This is a genomic window from Bradyrhizobium sp. 62B (assembly GCF_030272265.2).
In the GTDB taxonomy this organism is placed as follows: Bacteria; Pseudomonadota; Alphaproteobacteria; order Rhizobiales; family Xanthobacteraceae; genus Bradyrhizobium.
In genome coordinates this window covers 5133443-5151938 of the sequence record NZ_CP092841.2, presented here as the reverse complement: position 1 = coordinate 5151938, position 18496 = coordinate 5133443, and the positions used below count along the sequence as shown (strand labels likewise).

The 18496-nt window shown below is 60.2% G+C and carries 18 protein-coding genes and 2 pseudogenes; 6 read left to right on the top strand and 14 right to left on the bottom strand.

The features are described from left to right. Positions 1-255: 255 nt before the first annotated feature. Positions 256-378 (bottom strand): hypothetical protein, encoded by a 123-nt coding sequence (locus tag ML401_RS24545; RefSeq protein ID WP_285807215.1) that lies wholly within the window; start codon positions 376-378, stop codon positions 256-258. Positions 379-1416: 1038 nt separating this feature from the next. On the opposite strand from ML401_RS24545, the gene ML401_RS24540 reads away from it, so the two are divergent. Continuing rightward, positions 1417-2700: a TadE/TadG family type IV pilus assembly protein gene (locus tag ML401_RS24540; RefSeq protein WP_285807213.1), complete on the top strand. Its 1284-nt coding sequence runs from the start codon at positions 1417-1419 to the stop codon at positions 2698-2700. Positions 2701-2971: 271 nt separating this feature from the next. On the opposite strand, the gene ML401_RS24535 is transcribed toward ML401_RS24540, so the two are convergent. From ML401_RS24535 to ML401_RS24480, 12 genes and pseudogenes are all read right to left on the bottom strand, one after another. Beyond that, positions 2972-3292, bottom strand: coding sequence for a nuclear transport factor 2 family protein (locus ML401_RS24535; protein ID WP_285807212.1), 321 nt, complete (start codon positions 3290-3292; stop codon positions 2972-2974). A gap of 404 nt (positions 3293-3696) precedes the next feature. Then, positions 3697-3906, bottom strand: coding sequence for a hypothetical protein (locus ML401_RS24530; RefSeq protein WP_285807211.1), 210 nt, complete (start codon positions 3904-3906; stop codon positions 3697-3699). A gap of 33 nt (positions 3907-3939) precedes the next feature. Continuing rightward, on the bottom strand, positions 3940-4113 hold the full coding sequence (locus ML401_RS24525; protein WP_285807210.1) for a hypothetical protein: 174 nt from the start codon (positions 4111-4113) through the stop codon (positions 3940-3942). Positions 4114-4241: 128 nt separating this feature from the next. Continuing rightward, positions 4242-4490, bottom strand: a pseudogene (locus ML401_RS24520) (C4-dicarboxylate ABC transporter); the annotation flags it as partial. Positions 4491-5058: 568 nt separating this feature from the next. Continuing rightward, complete coding sequence (locus ML401_RS24515) at positions 5059-5958, bottom strand: universal stress protein (RefSeq protein ID WP_285807209.1); 900 nt, start codon at positions 5956-5958, stop codon at positions 5059-5061. Between the two features lie 177 nt (positions 5959-6135). Next, positions 6136-6264, bottom strand: coding sequence for a hypothetical protein (locus ML401_RS24510; protein ID WP_285807208.1), 129 nt, complete (start codon positions 6262-6264; stop codon positions 6136-6138). 333 nt (positions 6265-6597) lie between these two features. Beyond that, the gene (mnhG, locus tag ML401_RS24505) at positions 6598-6945 is read right to left on the bottom strand and encodes a monovalent cation/H(+) antiporter subunit G (RefSeq protein WP_285807207.1); all 348 of its coding nucleotides are present in this window, start codon (positions 6943-6945) and stop codon (positions 6598-6600) included. Further along, positions 6942-7223, bottom strand: a complete 282-nt coding sequence (locus tag ML401_RS24500) for a K+/H+ antiporter subunit F (RefSeq protein WP_285807206.1) — start codon at positions 7221-7223, stop codon at positions 6942-6944. Before ML401_RS24500 ends, mnhG begins: the two co-directional genes overlap by 4 nt. Next, positions 7220-7708, bottom strand: a complete 489-nt coding sequence (locus tag ML401_RS24495; RefSeq protein ID WP_285807205.1) for a Na+/H+ antiporter subunit E — start codon at positions 7706-7708, stop codon at positions 7220-7222. The genes ML401_RS24500 and ML401_RS24495 overlap by 4 nt, the downstream gene beginning before the upstream one ends. Then, positions 7705-9258 carry a monovalent cation/H+ antiporter subunit D gene (locus ML401_RS24490; RefSeq protein ID WP_376717379.1) on the bottom strand — a complete coding sequence of 518 codons (1554 nt, stop codon included), beginning with the start codon at positions 9256-9258 and terminating at the stop codon, positions 7705-7707. The genes ML401_RS24495 and ML401_RS24490 overlap by 4 nt, the downstream gene beginning before the upstream one ends. A 59-nt stretch (positions 9259-9317) precedes the next feature. After that, a complete protein-coding gene (locus ML401_RS24485; protein ID WP_285807203.1) occupies positions 9318-9659 on the bottom strand; it encodes a Na+/H+ antiporter subunit C in 342 nt (113 codons plus the stop codon). Further along, complete coding sequence (locus tag ML401_RS24480) at positions 9659-12571, bottom strand: monovalent cation/H+ antiporter subunit A (RefSeq protein ID WP_285807202.1); 2913 nt, start codon at positions 12569-12571, stop codon at positions 9659-9661. The genes ML401_RS24485 and ML401_RS24480 overlap by 1 nt, the downstream gene beginning before the upstream one ends. 561 nt (positions 12572-13132) lie before the next feature. Between ML401_RS24480 and ML401_RS24475 the strand changes: the two are divergent. From ML401_RS24475 to ML401_RS24455, 5 genes and pseudogenes are all read left to right on the top strand, one after another. Beyond that, positions 13133-13387 (top strand): annotated as a pseudogene (locus tag ML401_RS24475) (hypothetical protein); the annotation flags it as partial. Positions 13388-13580: 193 nt separating this feature from the next. Beyond that, positions 13581-13784, top strand: a complete 204-nt coding sequence (locus ML401_RS24470) for a hypothetical protein (RefSeq protein ID WP_376717408.1) — start codon at positions 13581-13583, stop codon at positions 13782-13784. 16 nt (positions 13785-13800) lie between these two features. Next, positions 13801-14214, top strand: coding sequence for a nucleoside diphosphate kinase regulator (gene rnk, locus ML401_RS24465; protein WP_285807200.1), 414 nt, complete (start codon positions 13801-13803; stop codon positions 14212-14214). 350 nt (positions 14215-14564) lie between these two features. Continuing rightward, the gene (locus ML401_RS24460) at positions 14565-15917 is read left to right on the top strand and encodes an IS1182 family transposase (RefSeq protein WP_285807199.1); all 1353 of its coding nucleotides are present in this window, start codon (positions 14565-14567) and stop codon (positions 15915-15917) included. A 719-nt stretch (positions 15918-16636) separates the two neighbouring features. Continuing rightward, on the top strand, positions 16637-16957 hold the full coding sequence (locus tag ML401_RS24455) for a DUF736 domain-containing protein (protein WP_285807198.1): 321 nt from the start codon (positions 16637-16639) through the stop codon (positions 16955-16957). Between the two features lie 88 nt (positions 16958-17045). On the opposite strand, the gene ML401_RS24450 is transcribed toward ML401_RS24455, so the two are convergent. After that, complete coding sequence (locus ML401_RS24450; RefSeq protein ID WP_285807197.1) at positions 17046-18488, bottom strand: aldehyde dehydrogenase; 1443 nt, start codon at positions 18486-18488, stop codon at positions 17046-17048. Positions 18489-18496: the final 8 nt, after the last annotated feature.

Here is an 18496-nt window from a genome sequence, read left to right as displayed (position 1 = left end):
TTGAGCTCCCTTAGCTGACTTTGAAAGGGTCGCATGCCGCCGGCACGGCCTCCAGAAGCCCAGTTCGTCGCCGTACGCGGTTTTCCCAGCAGCAATATTCTCGGCGGCAGCGCCGACGTATTGCTCAAACAGAAGGGCGGGGAATAGCTGCCCATTGATCAATTTTATTATGTCGCCCCTTCGAATCTCGGCGCCGGCGACTGCGGTCAAGACGTTGGACATGCTGCCTCGCTGCTGCTTGGCAAAGTCGAGATGTCACTCATGGGGAATTTTAGGGGTGCGCCAGTAGCCAACGAGGGCACGCCACTCGAAAATCACAACGACCACTGCAATCATGCTGGTGCCGAGAAGGGACATGAGCAAAATCATTCCCAGCATCGAATCATCCTCGATCGAGCGGACGCCCTTAAGTATCAAAGTGGACAAATGTTTCTAGCGCTATTCTTGAGCCCGAAGGCCGGGAGATGTGATCCAGTCGGACAGGTGCGCTCTCGTTTCGGCAATTCGAGCCTCCCTAAGGAGTGCCTCGCGCTCTGCGCCTGCCGGTAACTGGCTGGCTTCGTCCCTAAGTTTGGCAGCCTGCTCGCCATCCTTTCGTCAAGAGAGCGGGTTTGCTTCACTCGACGGCGCTGCTCGGACGCGGCATGCTCCCTACCTGGTCGCTGACGCCCCTCACGGCCCTCTGGCGTTTTGGTTCAGCAAGGGAAGCCGATCAGTGGTAGAGACGGCTACACGTCGAGACCGCCGATCGCGGATAATTGGGGTCATCCGGGGCTTGATCGGGTCTCAAATACCGGCCTGGGAGCCAGTGCCCCTAGGAAAATATGGCTTGCTGACAGGAAGCTGAATGTAAGCCGCTCCTTTCAGGATCGGCCTGCTCCTCGATCGCCGCCTCCCATCAAGGTTGTTGCATTGCATATAGCCAGTTCCACTTTTCCCCGCATACTGTTTCGTATGCAAGGGGAGCTGAACGATGAAGCCATCAGACGTTTACAAAGAGAATGCGGAGAATTGCGCCCAACTCGCTGAGGGCGAGCCGACCACCGAAACGCCGGCATACAGGCGGTTTAGGCGTATGGAGGCAGCTTGGCGCGCGTTAGCTGAGGAGCAAGAATGGTTGGACGGCGAAGTTCGCCCAATTGGTCCGCCGGCTTGAAGGCGGGGATCGAACTGGGCAAACGTCCTCTCCCCAACCGGCGGCAACGGTTGTGGTAGTCGCGATTTAGCTAAAAACTCTTGAGGCACGTGCAACGCCCGGACGCCGCGCGCCCTGTCTTGCTTTTTGATGGTTAAGAGTGAATTTTGTTTACTTGGAACTATAGAAGTGAGCTCAATCAGCTTGCGCGATCATTTCGGTTGAAGTCCTCATTAAGCATCCCTGGCTTTTAGTCTCGGCCAAAGCGCTGGGGAGCGACAATGAAATTTCATCAAGATGATCGTGGGAATGTATCGTTCCTGTTCGCGATTTGCCTTGTGCCACTACTGGTTTTTATTGGCATGGCGATCGACTACACCCGAGCGGTCAACGCGCGGACGGCGATGCAAACCGCCCTCGATAACGCCGCGCTGATGGCGATGAAGGATTCGATCGGGTTAACTCCTTCTGAGATTGCCGCAAAGGCGAAGTCCTACTTCCAGGGGCTTTTCACACGAAAGGACATCGGAAGCCTCGTCGTGACGGCCGACTACGTGCCGGACACGGGCAAAGGCGCATCAATTAAACTTGGTGCGACGGGGCAGATCCCGACGGACTTCATGAAGATTGCCGGGTTTCCCACAATGAACCTTGGCGTTGATTCCACAGCAGCCTGGGGCAATACCCGCCTTCGCGTGGCGCTTGCACTTGATGCGACCGGATCGATGGCACAGCACGGCAAGCTGCCCGCAATGCAGAAGGCCGCCAAGAGTCTTATCGATCAATTGAGTGCGAATTCGAAGACACCCGAAGATCTCTACATCTCAGTGGTGCCCTTCTCCACGCACATCAACACCGCAACAAATTATCAGAAGGGCTGGCTGGACTGGACCGAGTGGGAAGAGGTCAACGGAAGCTGCAGCAAGGGCGGCAATACGAGGACAAAATGCATCGGCAAGGGCGGTACTTGGACCGCGGATGATCACGCGAGCTGGAACGGCTGCATCACCGATCGCGACGAGCCTTACGATGTCGACAAAACACCACCGACGAATATGGCGACCAGATTCCAGCCTGAGCAGTTCAACCAATGTCCTGTCGAGCTTATGCCGCTCTCAACAGACTGGAGCAAGCTCAAGGCGCGCATCGACACGATAAAGTCAGGCGGGCCCACTAACCAGCCGGTCGGTATGGCATGGGCATGGCTATCGCTGATGCAAGGCGATCCGCTCAACGCGCCTGCGCAGACAAGCGGTTACAACTACAAGAACATCATCATCGTGCTCAGTGACGGTTTGAACACGAAGAATAAAAAGGCGGGTAATGGCTCTGACCATTCCACTTACGTAGACGGCCGCCAGCGCCTGCTCTGCGACAACATCCGCAACGACAAGGTCATCGTCTATTCGATCCAGGTCAATACCGACAAAGATCCAGAATCCGACGTCTTGAAGTACTGTGCAACCACACCCGGCAACTTCTTCATGCTGACCTCTGCGGATCAGATTTTGACAGCTTTCGACCAGATTGTGGCCTCGCTTTCCAAGCTCCGGCTGGCCAAATAATGATCGCGGAAGACCAAGTTCAGGTTCGCTGTACCAGGTGCAGCCATCATCCATCCTCGTGCTCCTGTGGAGTCCATTTCTTCAAAAGGGGATAGCGGAGCTGCACGGGTATACCTGGACAAGGATGAAAAGCCTTCTCGTAGAACGTTCATGAACGCCCGCCTTTACATTTGTTGGCTGGCGGTAGCCGGAAAGCCGCAAGTTAGCGGGGTCAGCCGAATTGTGCCACAGGAGAAGGACGTGGCGGATGAACGCAAAAACCGGCCATGGCTCAAACGGCAGGGCCACAATTGTGCGACGCAATCGATCCATCGGCGTTGAACTGAAGAACGGCGCTAACGACACCTCCGGGCCCGACGTAAGAGATCAACGCTCCGTCCGCTCTTGGCTGAAGGTTCACGAGTTCTGACGCTGGATATCGCTCCAAGCGGTTGATCCAGTAAGCGCGTCGCCCGTTCGGTCCGGCGACGGTTTTCATGCCCTCGCAGCCGCATTGAATGACTGCATCCGTGGCGTACATTTTCAAGATGGCTTCGATTTTCCCGGCTCGGTAGGCTTCGAACCAATCGAGCGCGGCCGTCATGGGATCCATGGCCATATCCTAGTGCCAGAGGGCCGCGAATTAGAATGAGTCCTGTGAACGGGGAGTGAACGCCACAAGATAAAGTCGCTCGCTACGGCGCGCGCTAGAATTTCGCGTAAGCAGCTTGCTCAGTACCTCCCAGCCTCGGCCGACAAGTTGGAGGGCGCTAAGGCAGCGATTAACGGGCGCCGGTCGGAGCAGCAGAGACGTCCGCAAAGGGGATAAGAGCCGACTTCCCAGTTCCATCCGTTGAGGCAGGCCTACGTCTTTCAAGGCAGCGTGAAATTGAGAAAGGACGTAGCAGAAAGAGGGCGGAAAGGATGGCCACCGAAATGAGTGACAGCGTGTAAGCGATGGAAGACGCGTAAACTGAGCGCCAGAGCCCGGTAGCGAAAGATTTATTTTTTTTGAGTTCAGCGAACAACGGCCGCAGCATCGTCCTTGCTGGGGACAAGCCAATCGACTGCAAGCAGGCACGCTTCGAGGACAATGAAGGCGGCCAGACCGCCGAGCCAGCCGAAGAACACGACAGCAAATGTTGCGAGCATGATTGCGCAGAAGACGTCGGCGAGTACCTTGGCGGTTCGGATGTCTCGGGTTTGATCGGATGTGAAGTATGGCATTGTGATCTCCTGACGGTCTGAGAACCTAGCGCGCTAGCCGAAGTTTCGAAAGCCCACAAAGAGCAATCCAAACATGCCCAGCAAGATGATCCCTGATCCTACGACGACGAGCAGAGTGGCCTTCCAACCTGCAAGCCCGCGCTTCTGCAGTCGAACGGCGACCAGGATCAGGATGATGAAGAATACTGGCCCGATAAGAACGATCATGAAACCTCTTCGCGGCTTTAAGCCGCGTAATGCAGGAGTCCGCTAAGGGCGGGGTCGGACAGACGACGAGGGCAGGGATGTTGGCTAGGCGCTACAAGCGGAAGCGTCGGTTTGGAGTCGCGTCTCCCTCAATTCTTCGGCTGGCCGAAATCGAGCGGCGGCGGCAGCTCGATATCAGGAATCTCGATCTTGACCTTGTCCAGATCCACATTCCTGGGCGCGTCCAGCAGCCCGGTGACGGTGATGGGGAATGCGATGACCACGGCAACCATGATCGCCTGCAGGCCGATCCAGGGCATCGCGCCCCAATAGATGTCCGAGCTCTTGACCTCCTTCGGCGCCACGCCGCGCAGGTAGAACAGGGCAAAGCCGAAGGGGGCAGACTATCGCCGCGAGGGAAGCAGCCGGTCCATCCCCTTAGCGCCTCGCGCTCAGTTTAGGTGTTGGTCCATTATCGTTGCAGTGTATTGGCACGGGGCCGGTCACGTGGCTCGTCCCCAAGAGCCGGCAGGTAGTGGATCCCATAGCCCTTCGTATGTCCGCCGATCGCCATGTAGCACGGCGCCTTCCGAGATGACTTACCGGCGTCTTCGCCCGGTGTCGCGGACAGACGATTTCCGTGCACTTCGTTTGGCTGGTCGCGTGATTTTCGGAGGATCGCTGGCCGGAAACGTTTGCAGCAATTGCCGGTCCAATTCCTCGTCGAGCTCTCGCTTTTCCCGTTGCTTCGATGTTTCGTATTGCTTAGGCATCGATCAACTCCATGTGCAACACTTTAGACCGGCCACCTGGTGCCGGAGAACCTCGGCGCCAAGTGCTGAATAACGCAAAAAGCGAGCAGAATTGAGGTTTGCGCCTCGGACCCCATGCTTGCTGCGCGAGAGGCCGCGCCCTGGTGCTCGGATGCGGCCCCGGTCTCTCCAGGCGAGCGGAGAGGTTTCCCCGTCATGCCTCAGAAGAGGCAGTGGTGGCCGCCTTCGGAGTTCTGAGGTCATTACGGTTGGGAGGAACCACCAGAACGTCCACGTCCAGGGAGCGAAGGACCTCTTCCGTCACACTTCCGATCAACGCGCGAAGCAGGCCGGATCGGCCGTGAGTACCCAGGACGAGCATGTCTGGCCGCTTTTCCGCGACAGCGCGCGCGATCACCTGCATTGGCGGGCCCTCATCGACCCGAAGCAACCATCGCCCGATCCCGAACTCATTGGCCACGAGAAACCTGCTCATTTCCTCCATTGCGCCGTGGCGCTCGCTGTCAACATATCCACTGATGACGTCGGCGCTCGCACCGGAGCTGAGCAATCGTCTCTTTGCCACCGGCGAGAAGGCGCGAAGAAGCGTCGCTCCGTCTTCCAAGAGCCCGGCGGACAGGCCGAAGCGGATCGCATCGGCCGATGACTGCGACATGTCGACCGGCACTAGAACCCGTTCGTAGTGCCGCTGGGCCTCGTTGTTCACCATCAGCACGGGATACTTTCCTCCGCGAATGACACGCTCGATAGTGGTCCCTGTAAAGATGTCGCGCAGAAACTGCTTGCGATGGGCCCCCATCACGATGAGATCGGCGCCGACCGCGGTGCTCGCGCGCAAGATCCCGTCGAAGGGGTGACCCATGATCACGGTCGGATGGCAACGCTCGTCAGGCAGCTCGGGCATGGATCCGATCTGCTCTGTCAGAACCCGCTGAGCTTCGCGCTCTTCCATGCGGGCCAGGTCGGCGGGCAGGTCTTCATCAACGACGTGAACAAGGTGCAGCTCGGCACGGCGGAAGCGAGCCAGAAGGCCGGCCTGGCGCAGAGCGCGATGAGAACGCGTAGAAAAATCCGTCGCAGCGACTATGATCATGTCAGACCCTTGTATTGGCCCACCTCGCCGAGGCGAGCTCGGCAAGATGGCGATTGATTGCTTAGGCCCGCCCATGACGCGGCCACGCACAGGCGGCCCCGAGATCCGGAGCGTCGAGCGTGTCGCAGTCGAAAACCGTAGGAGCGGAAGCGCGAGGTGACACAGCACCTTCCAACATCACCGTTCCGGGTGATGCGGTATCGGGGGCGGACGGCGCACAAAGGCTGTGCGGAATCCGTCTGGATCATAATTCCAGATGAACAGGATCCACGCGGTCAGAACCAGCAGTGCCAAAAAGACAGACATGAAGAACTCCAGGCTTAGTCAGAATCGTTGAGTTGCCGCGCCCGGGCGATACAAATCGCCCGGGTCACATGCCGATTTGCAGCCGGTTCCCCTGAATGTCTGGTCGCACTTTAGTCATCACGTCCTCTGTTTGGGGTGCCGCCGATCTTCGAACGGCATCCGCATATCTGGCCGCCAGCAACTGCCGACCTGCTGAAGTCGCAGCGACGTGCGCACAGCTCAGCATCATGCCCACAATGGACTTAGGCATGCGCCGCGGGAGATCAATTGCGACATTTAGCCGGCCTTGGCCGGCGGCGGGCGCCTGGAACCGGCGCGTGAGCAGCCCCCAGCCTACCTATCCTGTGGTTCACCCAGCTGTGCCCGTTCGGCGGTGTCACGAAAGCGGGCTGCGCCGACGAGAACGGTTAGCGCGATCGGGGTGGTCACGATTCCGAGTACGACTATCAGGATTTCGTGCAGCACCGGTCTGGTCTGCAGAACCGAGAAGCAGATCATCGAAGCGGCTGCGATGAAGACGGTGCCGAGAGTCGTTCCGAGCGTCGGCGCATGGACCCGCTCGTAGAAGGTGCCGAGCCGCAAAAGGCCCAGCGAGCCGATGAGCGTGACGGCAGCCCCCGTCAAAAGGAAAACCGCTGTGAGGACGGCAGCCCAAGGCGGCAGGTGCTCGACGCCGTTCATTCGATCACCTCGCCGCGAAGGAGGAACTTGGCGAGCGCAACCGTCCCAACGAATCCGAACAGGGCCATGGCCAGGGCAGCCTCGAAATAGAGTGCCTCGCCGGTTCGAATCCCGGCCGTCAGAAGCAACAACATCGCGTTGACGGACAACGTGTCGAAGCCGAGAACGCGATCTTGCGCGCGAGGTCCAAGGAAGATGCGCAAAGCGCCGCAGCCGATTGCCAATCCCAGCAACGCCTGTGCGACCAGGAGCGAGTAGGTCAGCATGAGCTGGCTCATTCGAATATCTCCAGCAGATGTCGTTCGTAACGGTCCTTGATGGTGCGGATCCACTCCGCGTCATCGACGAGGTCTAGAACGTGGATGGTTAGCACCCCTCTTTGTGCGTCGAAATTCACCCACAACGTGCCCGGGGTCGACGTAATGATGCAGGCGAGCGAGGCCAGCCCGTAGGGGTCGCGCAAGTCGAGCGGAATCTCCACAAAACCCGACCTGCGCTCTCGCCGCCTCAAACCGAGAACGATTCGCCCCACAGCGAGGTTCGAGCGGACGATGTCGATCGCGACCAGTCGCAACAGCCGCAGAATGACGCGCGGCCGCCTGACCCGCATGGGCGGCATTTCCAGGATGGTCAGGATCCGCCCGCCGAGAAGCGCGATCACACAGCCGAGGAGGATGTGCCCGAAGGTGATCGCTTGGTTGAGCAGCAGCCACAGCGCCAGCAGACAGAAGCTGATGATCGGAAAGGGCAGCAAGCGTGTCATTTGCCCTCCGCTTGTGGGCTGCGAGAGCCGGTTTCCAGGACGTCGCTGATATAACCCGCCGGTGCGTGGAGGGATTGCGCCGCAGCCTGCATGAAGCGGAGCACGGGACCGGCCCAAACGGTTTGCGCGGCGCAGATAAACAGCAGGAGCATGATCGGCGCCATCTCGATCACGCCCACGCGCGGCACGGTGCGCTCGGGCGAGGCCCAGAAGATGCGGATTCCCGCGCGTGCCATCGCAACCAATGTCGCGAACCCCGAGAGGATCAGCACCGCGAGCAGAGCCCATCCGCTGCCGGCAATGGTTCCGCCCGGCTGACCCGCCGGATGGAGGGCCGCCGCGAGCAGCGCGAATTTGGCGATGAATCCGGACAGCGGCGGCAGGCCGGCGATGACCAGCGCACAGCCGATGAAAGCGATGCCGAGCCATGCCATGGTGGTGACAATGGCGATGCCCACGTCGGCTTCGGGTTCGTCCGTCTCGACCTCCTCGCCATAAGCTTCCCGCGTGACAGCGATCAAGTCCGCTCCGGGTTCGCGTCCGCGCTCGATGAGTTCGACGAGGAGGAAGAAGGCGCCGATGCCGAGCGTCGAGCTGACCAGGTAGAAGAGCGCTCCACTAGTGACGCCGACCTGTCCAAACCCCGTGGCGGCGAGCACCGTTCCGGACGATATCAGCACCGAGAAGCCGCCCAGTCGGGCGATGTCCTGCGAGGCCAGTGTGCCGATCGCTCCAAACAGGATCGTCGCCAGGCCGGCGAACAACAAGAACTCCCTGCCGAAGCCGGCCGATGTGCCGGCGTCCTCCCCGAAAAGCAAGAGCGAGAGGCGCAGCACGACATAGACGCCGACTTTCGTCAGGATCGCGAAGATCGACGCCACGGGCGGACTTGCGGCGGCATAGGCGGTCGGCAGCCAGAAGTTCAAGGGCCACATTCCTGCCTTGAGCAGGAAGGCCACCGCCAGCACGCCTGCGCCTGCCTCGAGCAAGCCGCGGCTCTCGGCGGCGACCGCCGGCACGCGCGCCGCGAGATCCGCCATGTTGAGCGTTCCGGTCACGCCGTAGATCAGGCTGACCCCGATCAGAAACAGCAGCGAGGCGGCGAGGTTGACGACGATGTAATGCAGCCCGGCCTTCACCCGTGCAAGGCCGGATCCGTGCAGCAGCAGGCCGTATGACGCCGCTAGCAACAACTCGAAGAACACGAACAGGTTGAAGAGATCGCCGGTGAGGAAGGCGCCATTGAGGCCCATCAGCAGGAATTGAAACAGCGAATGGAAATGCGCGCCGGCCCGGTGCCAGCGCGCAAGGGAGTACACCACCGATGCAAGCGCGAGCACATTGGTCAGCAGCAGCATGAGAGCGGACAGCCGATCGAGCACGAGGACGATCCCGAACGGCGCAGGCCAATTGCCCAGACGATAGACGTCCCTTGTGCCGGCGTCGGAGATTCCAAGCAGGATCGTGGCAATGCAAACGAGCGCAAAAGTTGCGCCGATGTTGAGGCCGGCGACGATCCACCGGTGCCTCTCTCCATTGAGCAGCAGCATGCCGGCACCTGCCAGCAGGGGCAGGACGATTGGCGCGACGACCAGACTTGAGGCGCCGCTCACGCTTCCGGCTCCTGACCGTCGACATGATCGGTGCGGGCGAGGCCGCGCGACGCCAGCAACACCACCAGGAACAGCGCGGTGGTCGCGAAACTGATGACGATGGCCGTCAGCACCAATGCCTGTGGCAGCGGATCGGCATACCTCGCAGGATCCGTAGCCTCCTTTGCGACGAGCACCGGAGCCCCCGTCCGCACTCGCCCCATGGCCACGATGAACAGATTGACTGCGTAGGAAAGCAACGACAGCCCGATGATGACTTGAAAGGTGCGCGGCCTGAGGATCAGCCAGACGCCGGACGCCGCAAGCGCACCGATACCGATCGCCAGCACAAGCTCCATCAGACCAGGTCCTCCTTCGATCGCAGGCTTTGGCCGATCTGGGACGGATGTCCGTAGCGACGCAACGATTGATGCGCGATCGCGATGAGCATCAGCACCGTGGCGCCGATCACGAGCGCGAACACGCCGACGTCGAACAGGAATGCGCTCGCCGTGGGGACGCGGCCGACCAGCGGCAGCTCGGCATAGGCAAAGTACGAGGTCAGGAACGGATATCCGAAAACGCAGGCGGCGGCCCCCGTGCATCCGGCGAGCAGAAGCCCGATCCCCATCCAGCGTACCGGCATGACGTGCAGGCGAGCTTCCACCCACGTCGTGCCGCGAGCCATGTATTGCAGGATGAATGCGGTCGCCATGGCGACGCCGGCCACGAAACCTCCGCCCGGAAGATCGTGCCCGCGCAACAGCAGGAAGACCGCCACGACACCGATCACGGGAAACATCAATCTCATCATCAGCGCCGCGGTCTCCGTCGTATCCTTGGCGGTGTCACCCTTCTGTCGGTCAGGATGAGCCTCGTCGTGGCTGTCCTGGGCGTGCTGCTGTTCGGGAACGGGAATGCTCTCGGGCGCCGGACGGAAGCGGCGCAACAGCGCGTAGACGGTGAGCGCAACGACGGCGAGCACCGTGATCTCACCCATGGTATCGAATCCGCGGAAATCCACCAGGATGACGTTGACCACGTTAGTCCCGCCACCTTTTGTATAGGCTTTCTCGATGAAGTATCGCGAGATGCTGTTCGTATCCGGGTGCTGCATGGCCGCAAACGCGAGCGTCGCCAGCCCGATGCCGACGGAGAGCGCGATCGCGAAGTCACGCACGCGGTGCCATCGAATCCTGCCGGCTGGCGCCTCCGCCCCGGCCGGGGCGAGACGTTTTGGCAACCATCGCAAGCCGAGTAGCAGGAGCACTGTCGTGACCGTCTCGACGACGATCTGCGTCAGGGCCACGTCGGGCGCCGATAGCCATACGAAGCTGACGCAGGTCACGAGACCGGCAGATCCGAGCAGGATCAGCGCGACGACGCGATGAAATTTGGCCTGGATCGCGGCGCCGACCGCGCAGGCGGCGCCGACCGTCCAAAGCAAAGCGAACGCAAGGTCAAATGGAGTCCGCAGGGGATCCGCCAGCGGGACGCCGCGCCAATAGAGCGGCAGCAAGGCCGCGAGGAGCGCCGTAGCGGCGAGGACTCTCAATTGTGGCTGGAGACGCCTCGTTCCGAGCTTGCTCTCGAGCCAGCGCGCAAGACGCCAGGATAACGTCACCATCGTCCAGTCGAAGATCTGCTTGCCGCTGAACCGGCCGAGCAGGGGTGGCCCCTCATTGACGAGAAGATAGGAGCGCAGCATCACATAGACGCCGACGCCGCCAACCATCGCCAGGATGCTCATCAGCAATTCGGGCGTGAAGCCGTGCCAGATCCTGAGACTGTACTCCGGCATGTTGGAACCGAGGACTGCGCCAGCGGCGGTATCCAGGACCGGTGCAACGGTGAACGCAGGAGCGATGCCCACCACGACGCATGCAAGCACGAGAAGCTCGGCTGGAAGCCGCATCAGGAGGGGCGGCTCGTGAGGCGTGCGCGGAAGGCCGACGGGGGCCGGACCGAAGAAGACGTCGCGAATGAATCGGAGCGAATAGGCAACGGTGAAAGTGCTTGCCGCGGTGACGATGTAGGGAAGCGCTTGATCGACGAACGAATTGTCATGGACTTCGATTGTTTCAGCGAAGAACATTTCTTTCGAGAGGAAGCCATTGAGCAGCGGCACGCCGGCCATGGATCCGGCCGCAACCATGGCCAGCGTCGCGGTGATCGGCATGAACGCGTAGAGACCGCTCAAGCGCCGAATGTCTCGCGTGCCGGTTTCGTGATCGATGATGCCCGCCGCCATGAACAACGATGCCTTGAAGGTGGCGTGATTCATGATGTGAAAGATCGCTGCGATCTGCCCGAACGGCGTGTCCAGTCCCGTCAAGAGCGTGATCAAGCCGAGATGACTGATGGTTGAGTAGGCTAGCAGGCCCTTTAGATCCTGCTGGAATACCGCGAGAAACGCGCCCGTCAGAAAGGTGATGAGACCCGCCGATCCCACCAGCCAAAGCCATTCGTTCGACCCACCGAGGGCGGGCCAGAGCCTGACCAGAAGAAAGACGCCGGCCTTCACCATCGTTGCCGAATGCAGATAGGCGGATACAGGAGTCGGAGCCGCCATCGCGTGCGGCAGCCAGAAATGGAAGGGAAATTGGGCGCTCTTGGTCAGTGCGCCGAGCAAGATCAACACGAGCGCGGGAACATAGAGCGGATGCGAACGGATCGCCTCTCCTGACGCCAACACCTTGTCGAGGTCGTAGCTGCCGACAATGTGACCGATCAGCAGGACACCGGCAAAGAGGCATAGTCCGCCACTCGAGGTGATCACCAGCGCCATCCGTGCGCCGTCCCTCGCAGCCGAATTGTGATGCCAATAGCTGATCAGCAAGAACGAATACAGGCTGGTCAACTCCCAGAAGAACACGAGCTGAAGCAGATTGCCGGAGAGCACGATCCCTAACATCGCCCCCATGAAGGCGAGCAGGAGAGAAAAGAACCGCGGAACGGGATCGCTGGGCGACATGTAATAGCGGGCGTACAGCACCACCAGAAAGCCAATTCCGGTGATCAGCATGGCGAATGCCCATGCGAAGCCGTCGAGCCTCAACGCAAATTCCAGCCCAAGTTCACCGATCCATTCTGTCCGCCAGCCGACAACGCCACGGTTCGTCACGCTCGGATAAGCCATACCGACGAGGCTAAAGGCAGCAAGTGCGACGCTCCCGGCGAGCCACGCCTCGGCGTTGCGCGCGTTGACCCGCAAAAGAGCCGCAGCACAACTTCCGGCGAAAGGAAGCGCAAGGACCGCAAGAAGGAACATCGCGTTCGTTGCCCAATGCAAGATGTGTGTATTCGCTGACCCCGACTGCTTAGCCGAGGCGAATAGATATCTCCACTGCTAGATTTGGCGCGCTTGCAGGGGATCGAAGCCTGACTCTGCCGGAACCGCTGACAAGACTCGCTCGAAAATGAGCGGTTCAGATCCAATGAGGAAAGGTGCCTACTAGAGTGGCAACAGCGGCCGCGATAGCGCCGAGCAAAGCGTAAAGGCCGCAGAGCAGGATTACCCGCCAGCCATTCGTATCGACTGGCTCGGTGTCCTCAACTTGGCTGAACTCGGCGTGGCCTCGTGTCATCGAGGGCCTTCGTTTGTTCCGCCGCCGCTGCAGGCGATCGAGCAACATAACCACATCCAGTCGGATTGCGGCGCTCACATTCACGTCAAGGTCTACTATTCAAGCGACAGACATCGTTTGCAGCGAGCGAGGATCGCGGCGATCCTCGATGGTCTTCACCTTGATCGCCCGGGTTGCCCGCCACTGTGCGGTTTCGTCGCAATGTTTCCAGCTGAATGGCCACTATATTAAGGCTGCTATGACTTATGTCGTCGACATTGATGCGCGCGTTGCGCGCCTTGGTCTTCACGCCGGCCGCCTTCAAGCAGGCGGTTAGCCGGACGGCGTTCGTGCCGTCCGGATTACCCCCTTCGTTCATCAAACGGATTTGGTGTGTGGCTCTCCCGCGAGGAGAAGTCCAAACAAGGAGGCATGTCGTGAACAACCGGTTCTTCCCGAACGTCACTCTTCCGGCGTCTGACCGTCGCCGCTTGGAACGGCTCGCGCAGGCGGGCGCAGATCAAGGTGACGTGGACGCTCGTTTTCTATTGAGTGAAATCAACCGTGCGGAAGTCGTCCCCGATCGTGCAGCCAGATTGGACAGCATCGTCACCATGGGTTCGTGGGTGACGCTGCACCTGTGGCTTCCTCCGCGAGACAAGGCAACTGGTGTACCCCGGAGACTACACGTCCGAGCGAACCCAAATCCCCGTGATGTCGCCGTCGGGCGCAGCGTTGGTCGGGCTGAAGGTCGGAAGCGAAATCCGCTTCTTCACCGCTGGGCGCACCAACGTCGTCAAGGTCGAACGTGTCAGCCGAGGTGATCCGAACGATGTTGTCAGGGTTCTGTTTAGCAATCCGCAAGTCAAGGGCAAGAAGCTCTTTGATGACGGTGATCCGGGACCATCAGCCGCTTAGAAAAGGAGGAAAGGTAATGAGCAAGGCTAATCGCAAAGGCAAACCTGAAATCGTGTTGCCGCCCATCACTGTGATGGAGGATGAGGCGCGGCGCCTCAATGCTCTGGCCAGTTCGAGCGCGGTACTCTTCCCGCGCGTAGCCCATTTCCTTGCACAGGAGATAGAGCGGGCGAGCGTGGTGGCCGACAATTCCGATCTTCGCGGCGTAGTCCGCATGGGCTCGCGGGTCCGGTACTGCGATGACAAGACGGGTGAGGTCCGAGACGTGGTGTTGGTTTATCCACACGAAGCGGACATAACGCTAAAGCGCGCCTCGGTCCTTACGCCGGTCGGAGCTGCATTGATCGGCCTGTCGGTTGGCCAAGCCATTGAGTTTCAAACCCCGGGCCACAACAAGCGGTCCTTGACGGTCCTCGGCGTGTCCAACTAGAGAAAGCGTTGACGACGTTTCACCAGACATGCCGCCGTAACAGTCATCCGCATCGCCATCGTTTTGGCCGCCATGTTCTATCTTGCGACCTTCTTCAGGGCTTGAAGGTCCAACCTCTGAGGGGTGCCCCTCTCGGCCTGTGATCGAGTTGGGGCATCCCAACCGCGGGGGTTGGTCAGCCATGCGGCTCGCGAAGTCCGCGATGTGTGCTGACGATTCGCCGGTTGATCAAATGGTGGTTGTCGCTGCACTGCATGAGTCCGGTCATGGCCGATATTGTTGAAAAAGGCGGTAGTTGCGACTCAAGGATAGCAGTGATTCAGTCTGTCTAATTGGCAGGACTGAAGATCATGATGGGGCATCGGCAAGTCGAACAGGCTGCTTTGTTCTATGAGTTCTCGCTCGAGAAGCATATTCCCGCCGACCATCTCTTGAGATCGGTCGACAGGTTTGTCGATCTGCAAGAGATCAGGCAGGACCTGGCACCGTTCTACAGTAGCATCGGCCGACCTTCGATCGATCCTGAACTGATGATCCGGATGCTCCTGATCGGTTACTGCTTCGGCATCCGATCGGAACGGCGCCTGTGCGATGAGGTTCACCTCAATTTGGCCTACCGGTGGTTTTGCCGGCTCGGTCTGGATGGGGTGGTGCCCGATCATTCGACATTCTCCAAGAACAGGCATGGCCGCTTCCGGCAGAGCGATCTCTTCCGTCGCGTGTTCGAGAGCGTGCTGCGGCGCTGCATCGAGGAACGACTGGTCGGCGGTGAAGGATTTGCAGTCGATGCGAGCCTAATCAAGGCCGATGCCAATCGGCAGAAGGGGATCGAAGGCGATAAGGGACTTCCGCCGGAGGCTGCCGGCCGATCAATCGACGAGTATCTGGCTGTCCTCGATGATGCTGCTTTCGGAGCTGCGACCGAGGTTACCCCGAAGTTCGTATCGCCCTCCGACCCGGCGGCGCGCTGGACGGGGGCGCACGGCGGCCAAGCGTTTTTCGCCTATTCGACGAACTACCTGATCGACATCGAGAACGCGATCATCGTCGATGTTGAGGCAACGACCGCAATCCGGCAGGCGGAGGTATTGGCCGCTAAGCGCATGATCGAGCGCTCGCTGGAGCGGTTTGATCTCTATCCGAGCCGGCTCCTCGGTGACAGCGGCTATGGCTCGGCCGAGATGCTCGCCTGGCTGCTCTATGAGCGCGGCATCGAGCCGCACGTTACAGTCTTCGATAAGTCGGCCCGCACAGACGGGATCTTCTCGCGCGACGACTTCACCTATGACCATGCCGGGGACATCTATCGTTGCCCTGGTGGCAAAGTTCTTACCACGACCGGAACGTTGGTGAATGATGGTGCCACCATGCTTTACCTCGCCAGCAAGCGCGATTGTGATCGATGCGCATTGAAGGCTCGGTGTTGCCCCAAGCAGGCTTCACGGAGAGTGCCGCGCTCGATCTACGAGGGCGCTCGCGACATGGCGCGCCAGATCGCGAGATCGTGGGAGGGAGGCACCTCGCGCCGGCTCCGCAAGAAAATCGAGATGTTGTTCGCGCACCTCAAGCGCATTCTCAAGCTCGACCGTTTGCGTTTACGAGGTCCAAACGGCGCGCGTGACGAGTTCATCCTCGCAGCCACCGCCCAAAACCTTCGAAAGATGGCCAAGCTGATCCCGATGCCCAGGCCGAGGCTCGCATAGAGGCGGTTGAGCAGTTCGGCCAAGTCGCGACGGAGCTATTACAACTAAATACTGCCGGCCTTTTTCAACAGAATCGGCCCATCTCGGAAGTCAGGCGACATTTGCTTTAGCACCGCTGTTGGGGGAGAAGCGGACATGTGTGAGCCAGGCGCTTAATGAGTACACGCCCCAGTCGGTTCTCGCATGGTCTGGACCGTTTTCCACCTTCATCGTCGAACAAGTTGGCGTAGATCGGCGCGTTGAAGGAAGGCTGTTCGAAACCTGGTCCTCCTCGGAACTCCTCGATCGAGCCGCCGGCGTTCGGCTGGTCCACGCAGCTGCGGCAGAGGGATATTACCTTGATCGGTTCTTGGGGGACGATACCGCCTTTTGCAGGAGATTGTTTCTCTTTCCGCGCTGAATGGTTCCGACCTCTTGTTCATCAAAACCGAGATAGCCACGCTTCTCCGTAAGATTGTGGTTCAGCACGCGGACCCACCTGGCCACGTTGATGGCTTGATCTGGCCGAAGACCGGCTTCGCCTTGATCGTCCGAGCCGCAACGTCGTTGATGCGACTTTCTTCCCCTGGGCTTCGCCCATTCCTCGCGAGACAAGAAAGTCGCCATAAGGACCCTCCGCGGTGCTGCGGCCCGAGCGGTGCGTCGCCGATCGTCCTCGGCCCTAGATCGCCATCGAGGCCGCGGTGGTCGCGGGCTCGAAACACAACAGGAGAAGTGACATGGCTAACATCGGTACTTTCAAGAAGGTCGGCAACGAATTCCAGGGCGAGATCGTGACCCTGAGCCTGAAGGCCAAGGGCGTCCGCATGGTCGCCGAGACCAGCCGATCCAACGACAACGCTCCCAGCCACCGCGTCTACGTGGGTCGCGCGGAGATCGGCGCGGCCTGGTCGAAGCGTTCCGAAGAAGGCCGCGACTACCTCTCGCTCAAGCTCGATGACCCCTCGTTCAACGCGCCGATCTACGCGAACCTGTTCGATGACGAAGGCGGTGAAGGCTACACCTTGCTCTGGTCGCGGCCGCGCAAGACCGGCGAGTAAGAGCGCCTCACCAAGCCCCGTCCGACCAGATCGGGCGGGGTTTCCTTGGGCCTATTCGAGGAAACGATCGTCTATCCGATTGGGCGCTTCAGAACGGATAGTGCTGTTCGCCTTCGATTGTGATCCAGCGCAACTCGGTGAATTCCTGAATGACCGCACGCCCTCCGAACCGGCCGTACCCGCTCGATTTGACCCCGCCAAACGGCATCTGAGGTTCGTCCGCGACTGTCGGGCCGTTGATGTGGCAGATACCGCTCCTGATGCACTTGGCCACGGTCATTGCGCGGGCGAGGTCCTGACCGAACACGGCAGCCGAAAGACCGTACTCTGTATCGTTTGCAACCTTGATTGCCTCATCAGGCCCGGACACTCGGATGATCGGCTTCACCGGCCCGAAGGACTCCTCCCGGTATACCTTCATATCCGACGTCACACGGTCAAGCAGCGTTGCTTCCACGATGGTGCCATTCCGCTTGCCGCCAGCTACCAGCTTCGCTCCCTTGGAGACGGCATCTTGAATCAGCTCATCCATCTGTGTGGCCGATGAGAGATCGACAAGCGATCCCAGCACCACGTCCTTGCGCGGGTCGCCGGCGGAAAGCCTGGTGGCCTTCTCCACGAGCTTCCCAACGAAGCGATCTGCTATCTTTTCGTCCACGATGATGCGCTCAGTAGACATGCAGATTTGTCCCTGATTCATGAATGCGCCGAATGCCGCCGCGTCGACCGCTTGATCGATATTGGCATCGTCAAGAACAACGAAAGGCGCCTTGCCACCAAGCTCCAGCAGGACGGGCTTCAAATGCTCTGCGGCCAGCTTTGCGATAATCCGACCGACGCGGGTCGAGCCGGTAAAGTTGATGCGTCGAACGTTTGGATGGCCCACCAGCGCTTCGACGATCTGCGGCCCATCCTGGGGCGCATTCGAGAGCACGTTCACGACTCCGGGCGGGAAGCCGGCCTCGTTCAAGATGCTGCCTAAAAGCTGGTGCGTGCCGGGGCACATCTCGGATGAACGCAGGATAACCGTGTTGCCGCAAGCGAGGGCAGCTGCAATGGCCCGGGTCCCCAGGATGACGGGTGCGTTCCAGGGAGCGATGCCGACGATCACGCCCGCGGGCTGTCTTACTGCCATTGACAGAATTCCGGGCTTGTCCGATGGAATGATTTCACCCGTGATCTGCGTCGTTATCGCGGCGGCTTCGCGCAGCACGCCTGCAGCCAAGTCGACGTTGAACCCTGCCCAGGTTGCCGTCGCTCCCGTTTCCCGCAACATCAGATCGACGAAATCAGCTTGCTTCCTCTCCATCAGCTCAGCGGCCTTGAGAAGCAGACTGCGTCGTTGCCCGGGTCCGGACTGGGACCAACTCGTGAACGTATTTGAGGCGGCCTCAACGGCAAGGTCGACGTCATCGATCGAGGCCGCGGCCGCGCGCGAAGCGACCTTACCCGTGACGGGATCCCTGCGCTCGAAGATCTGTCCGTTCTTTGCGGCAACGTGCTTGCCGCCGATGATAAGACTGACGTCCATGCTGGTGG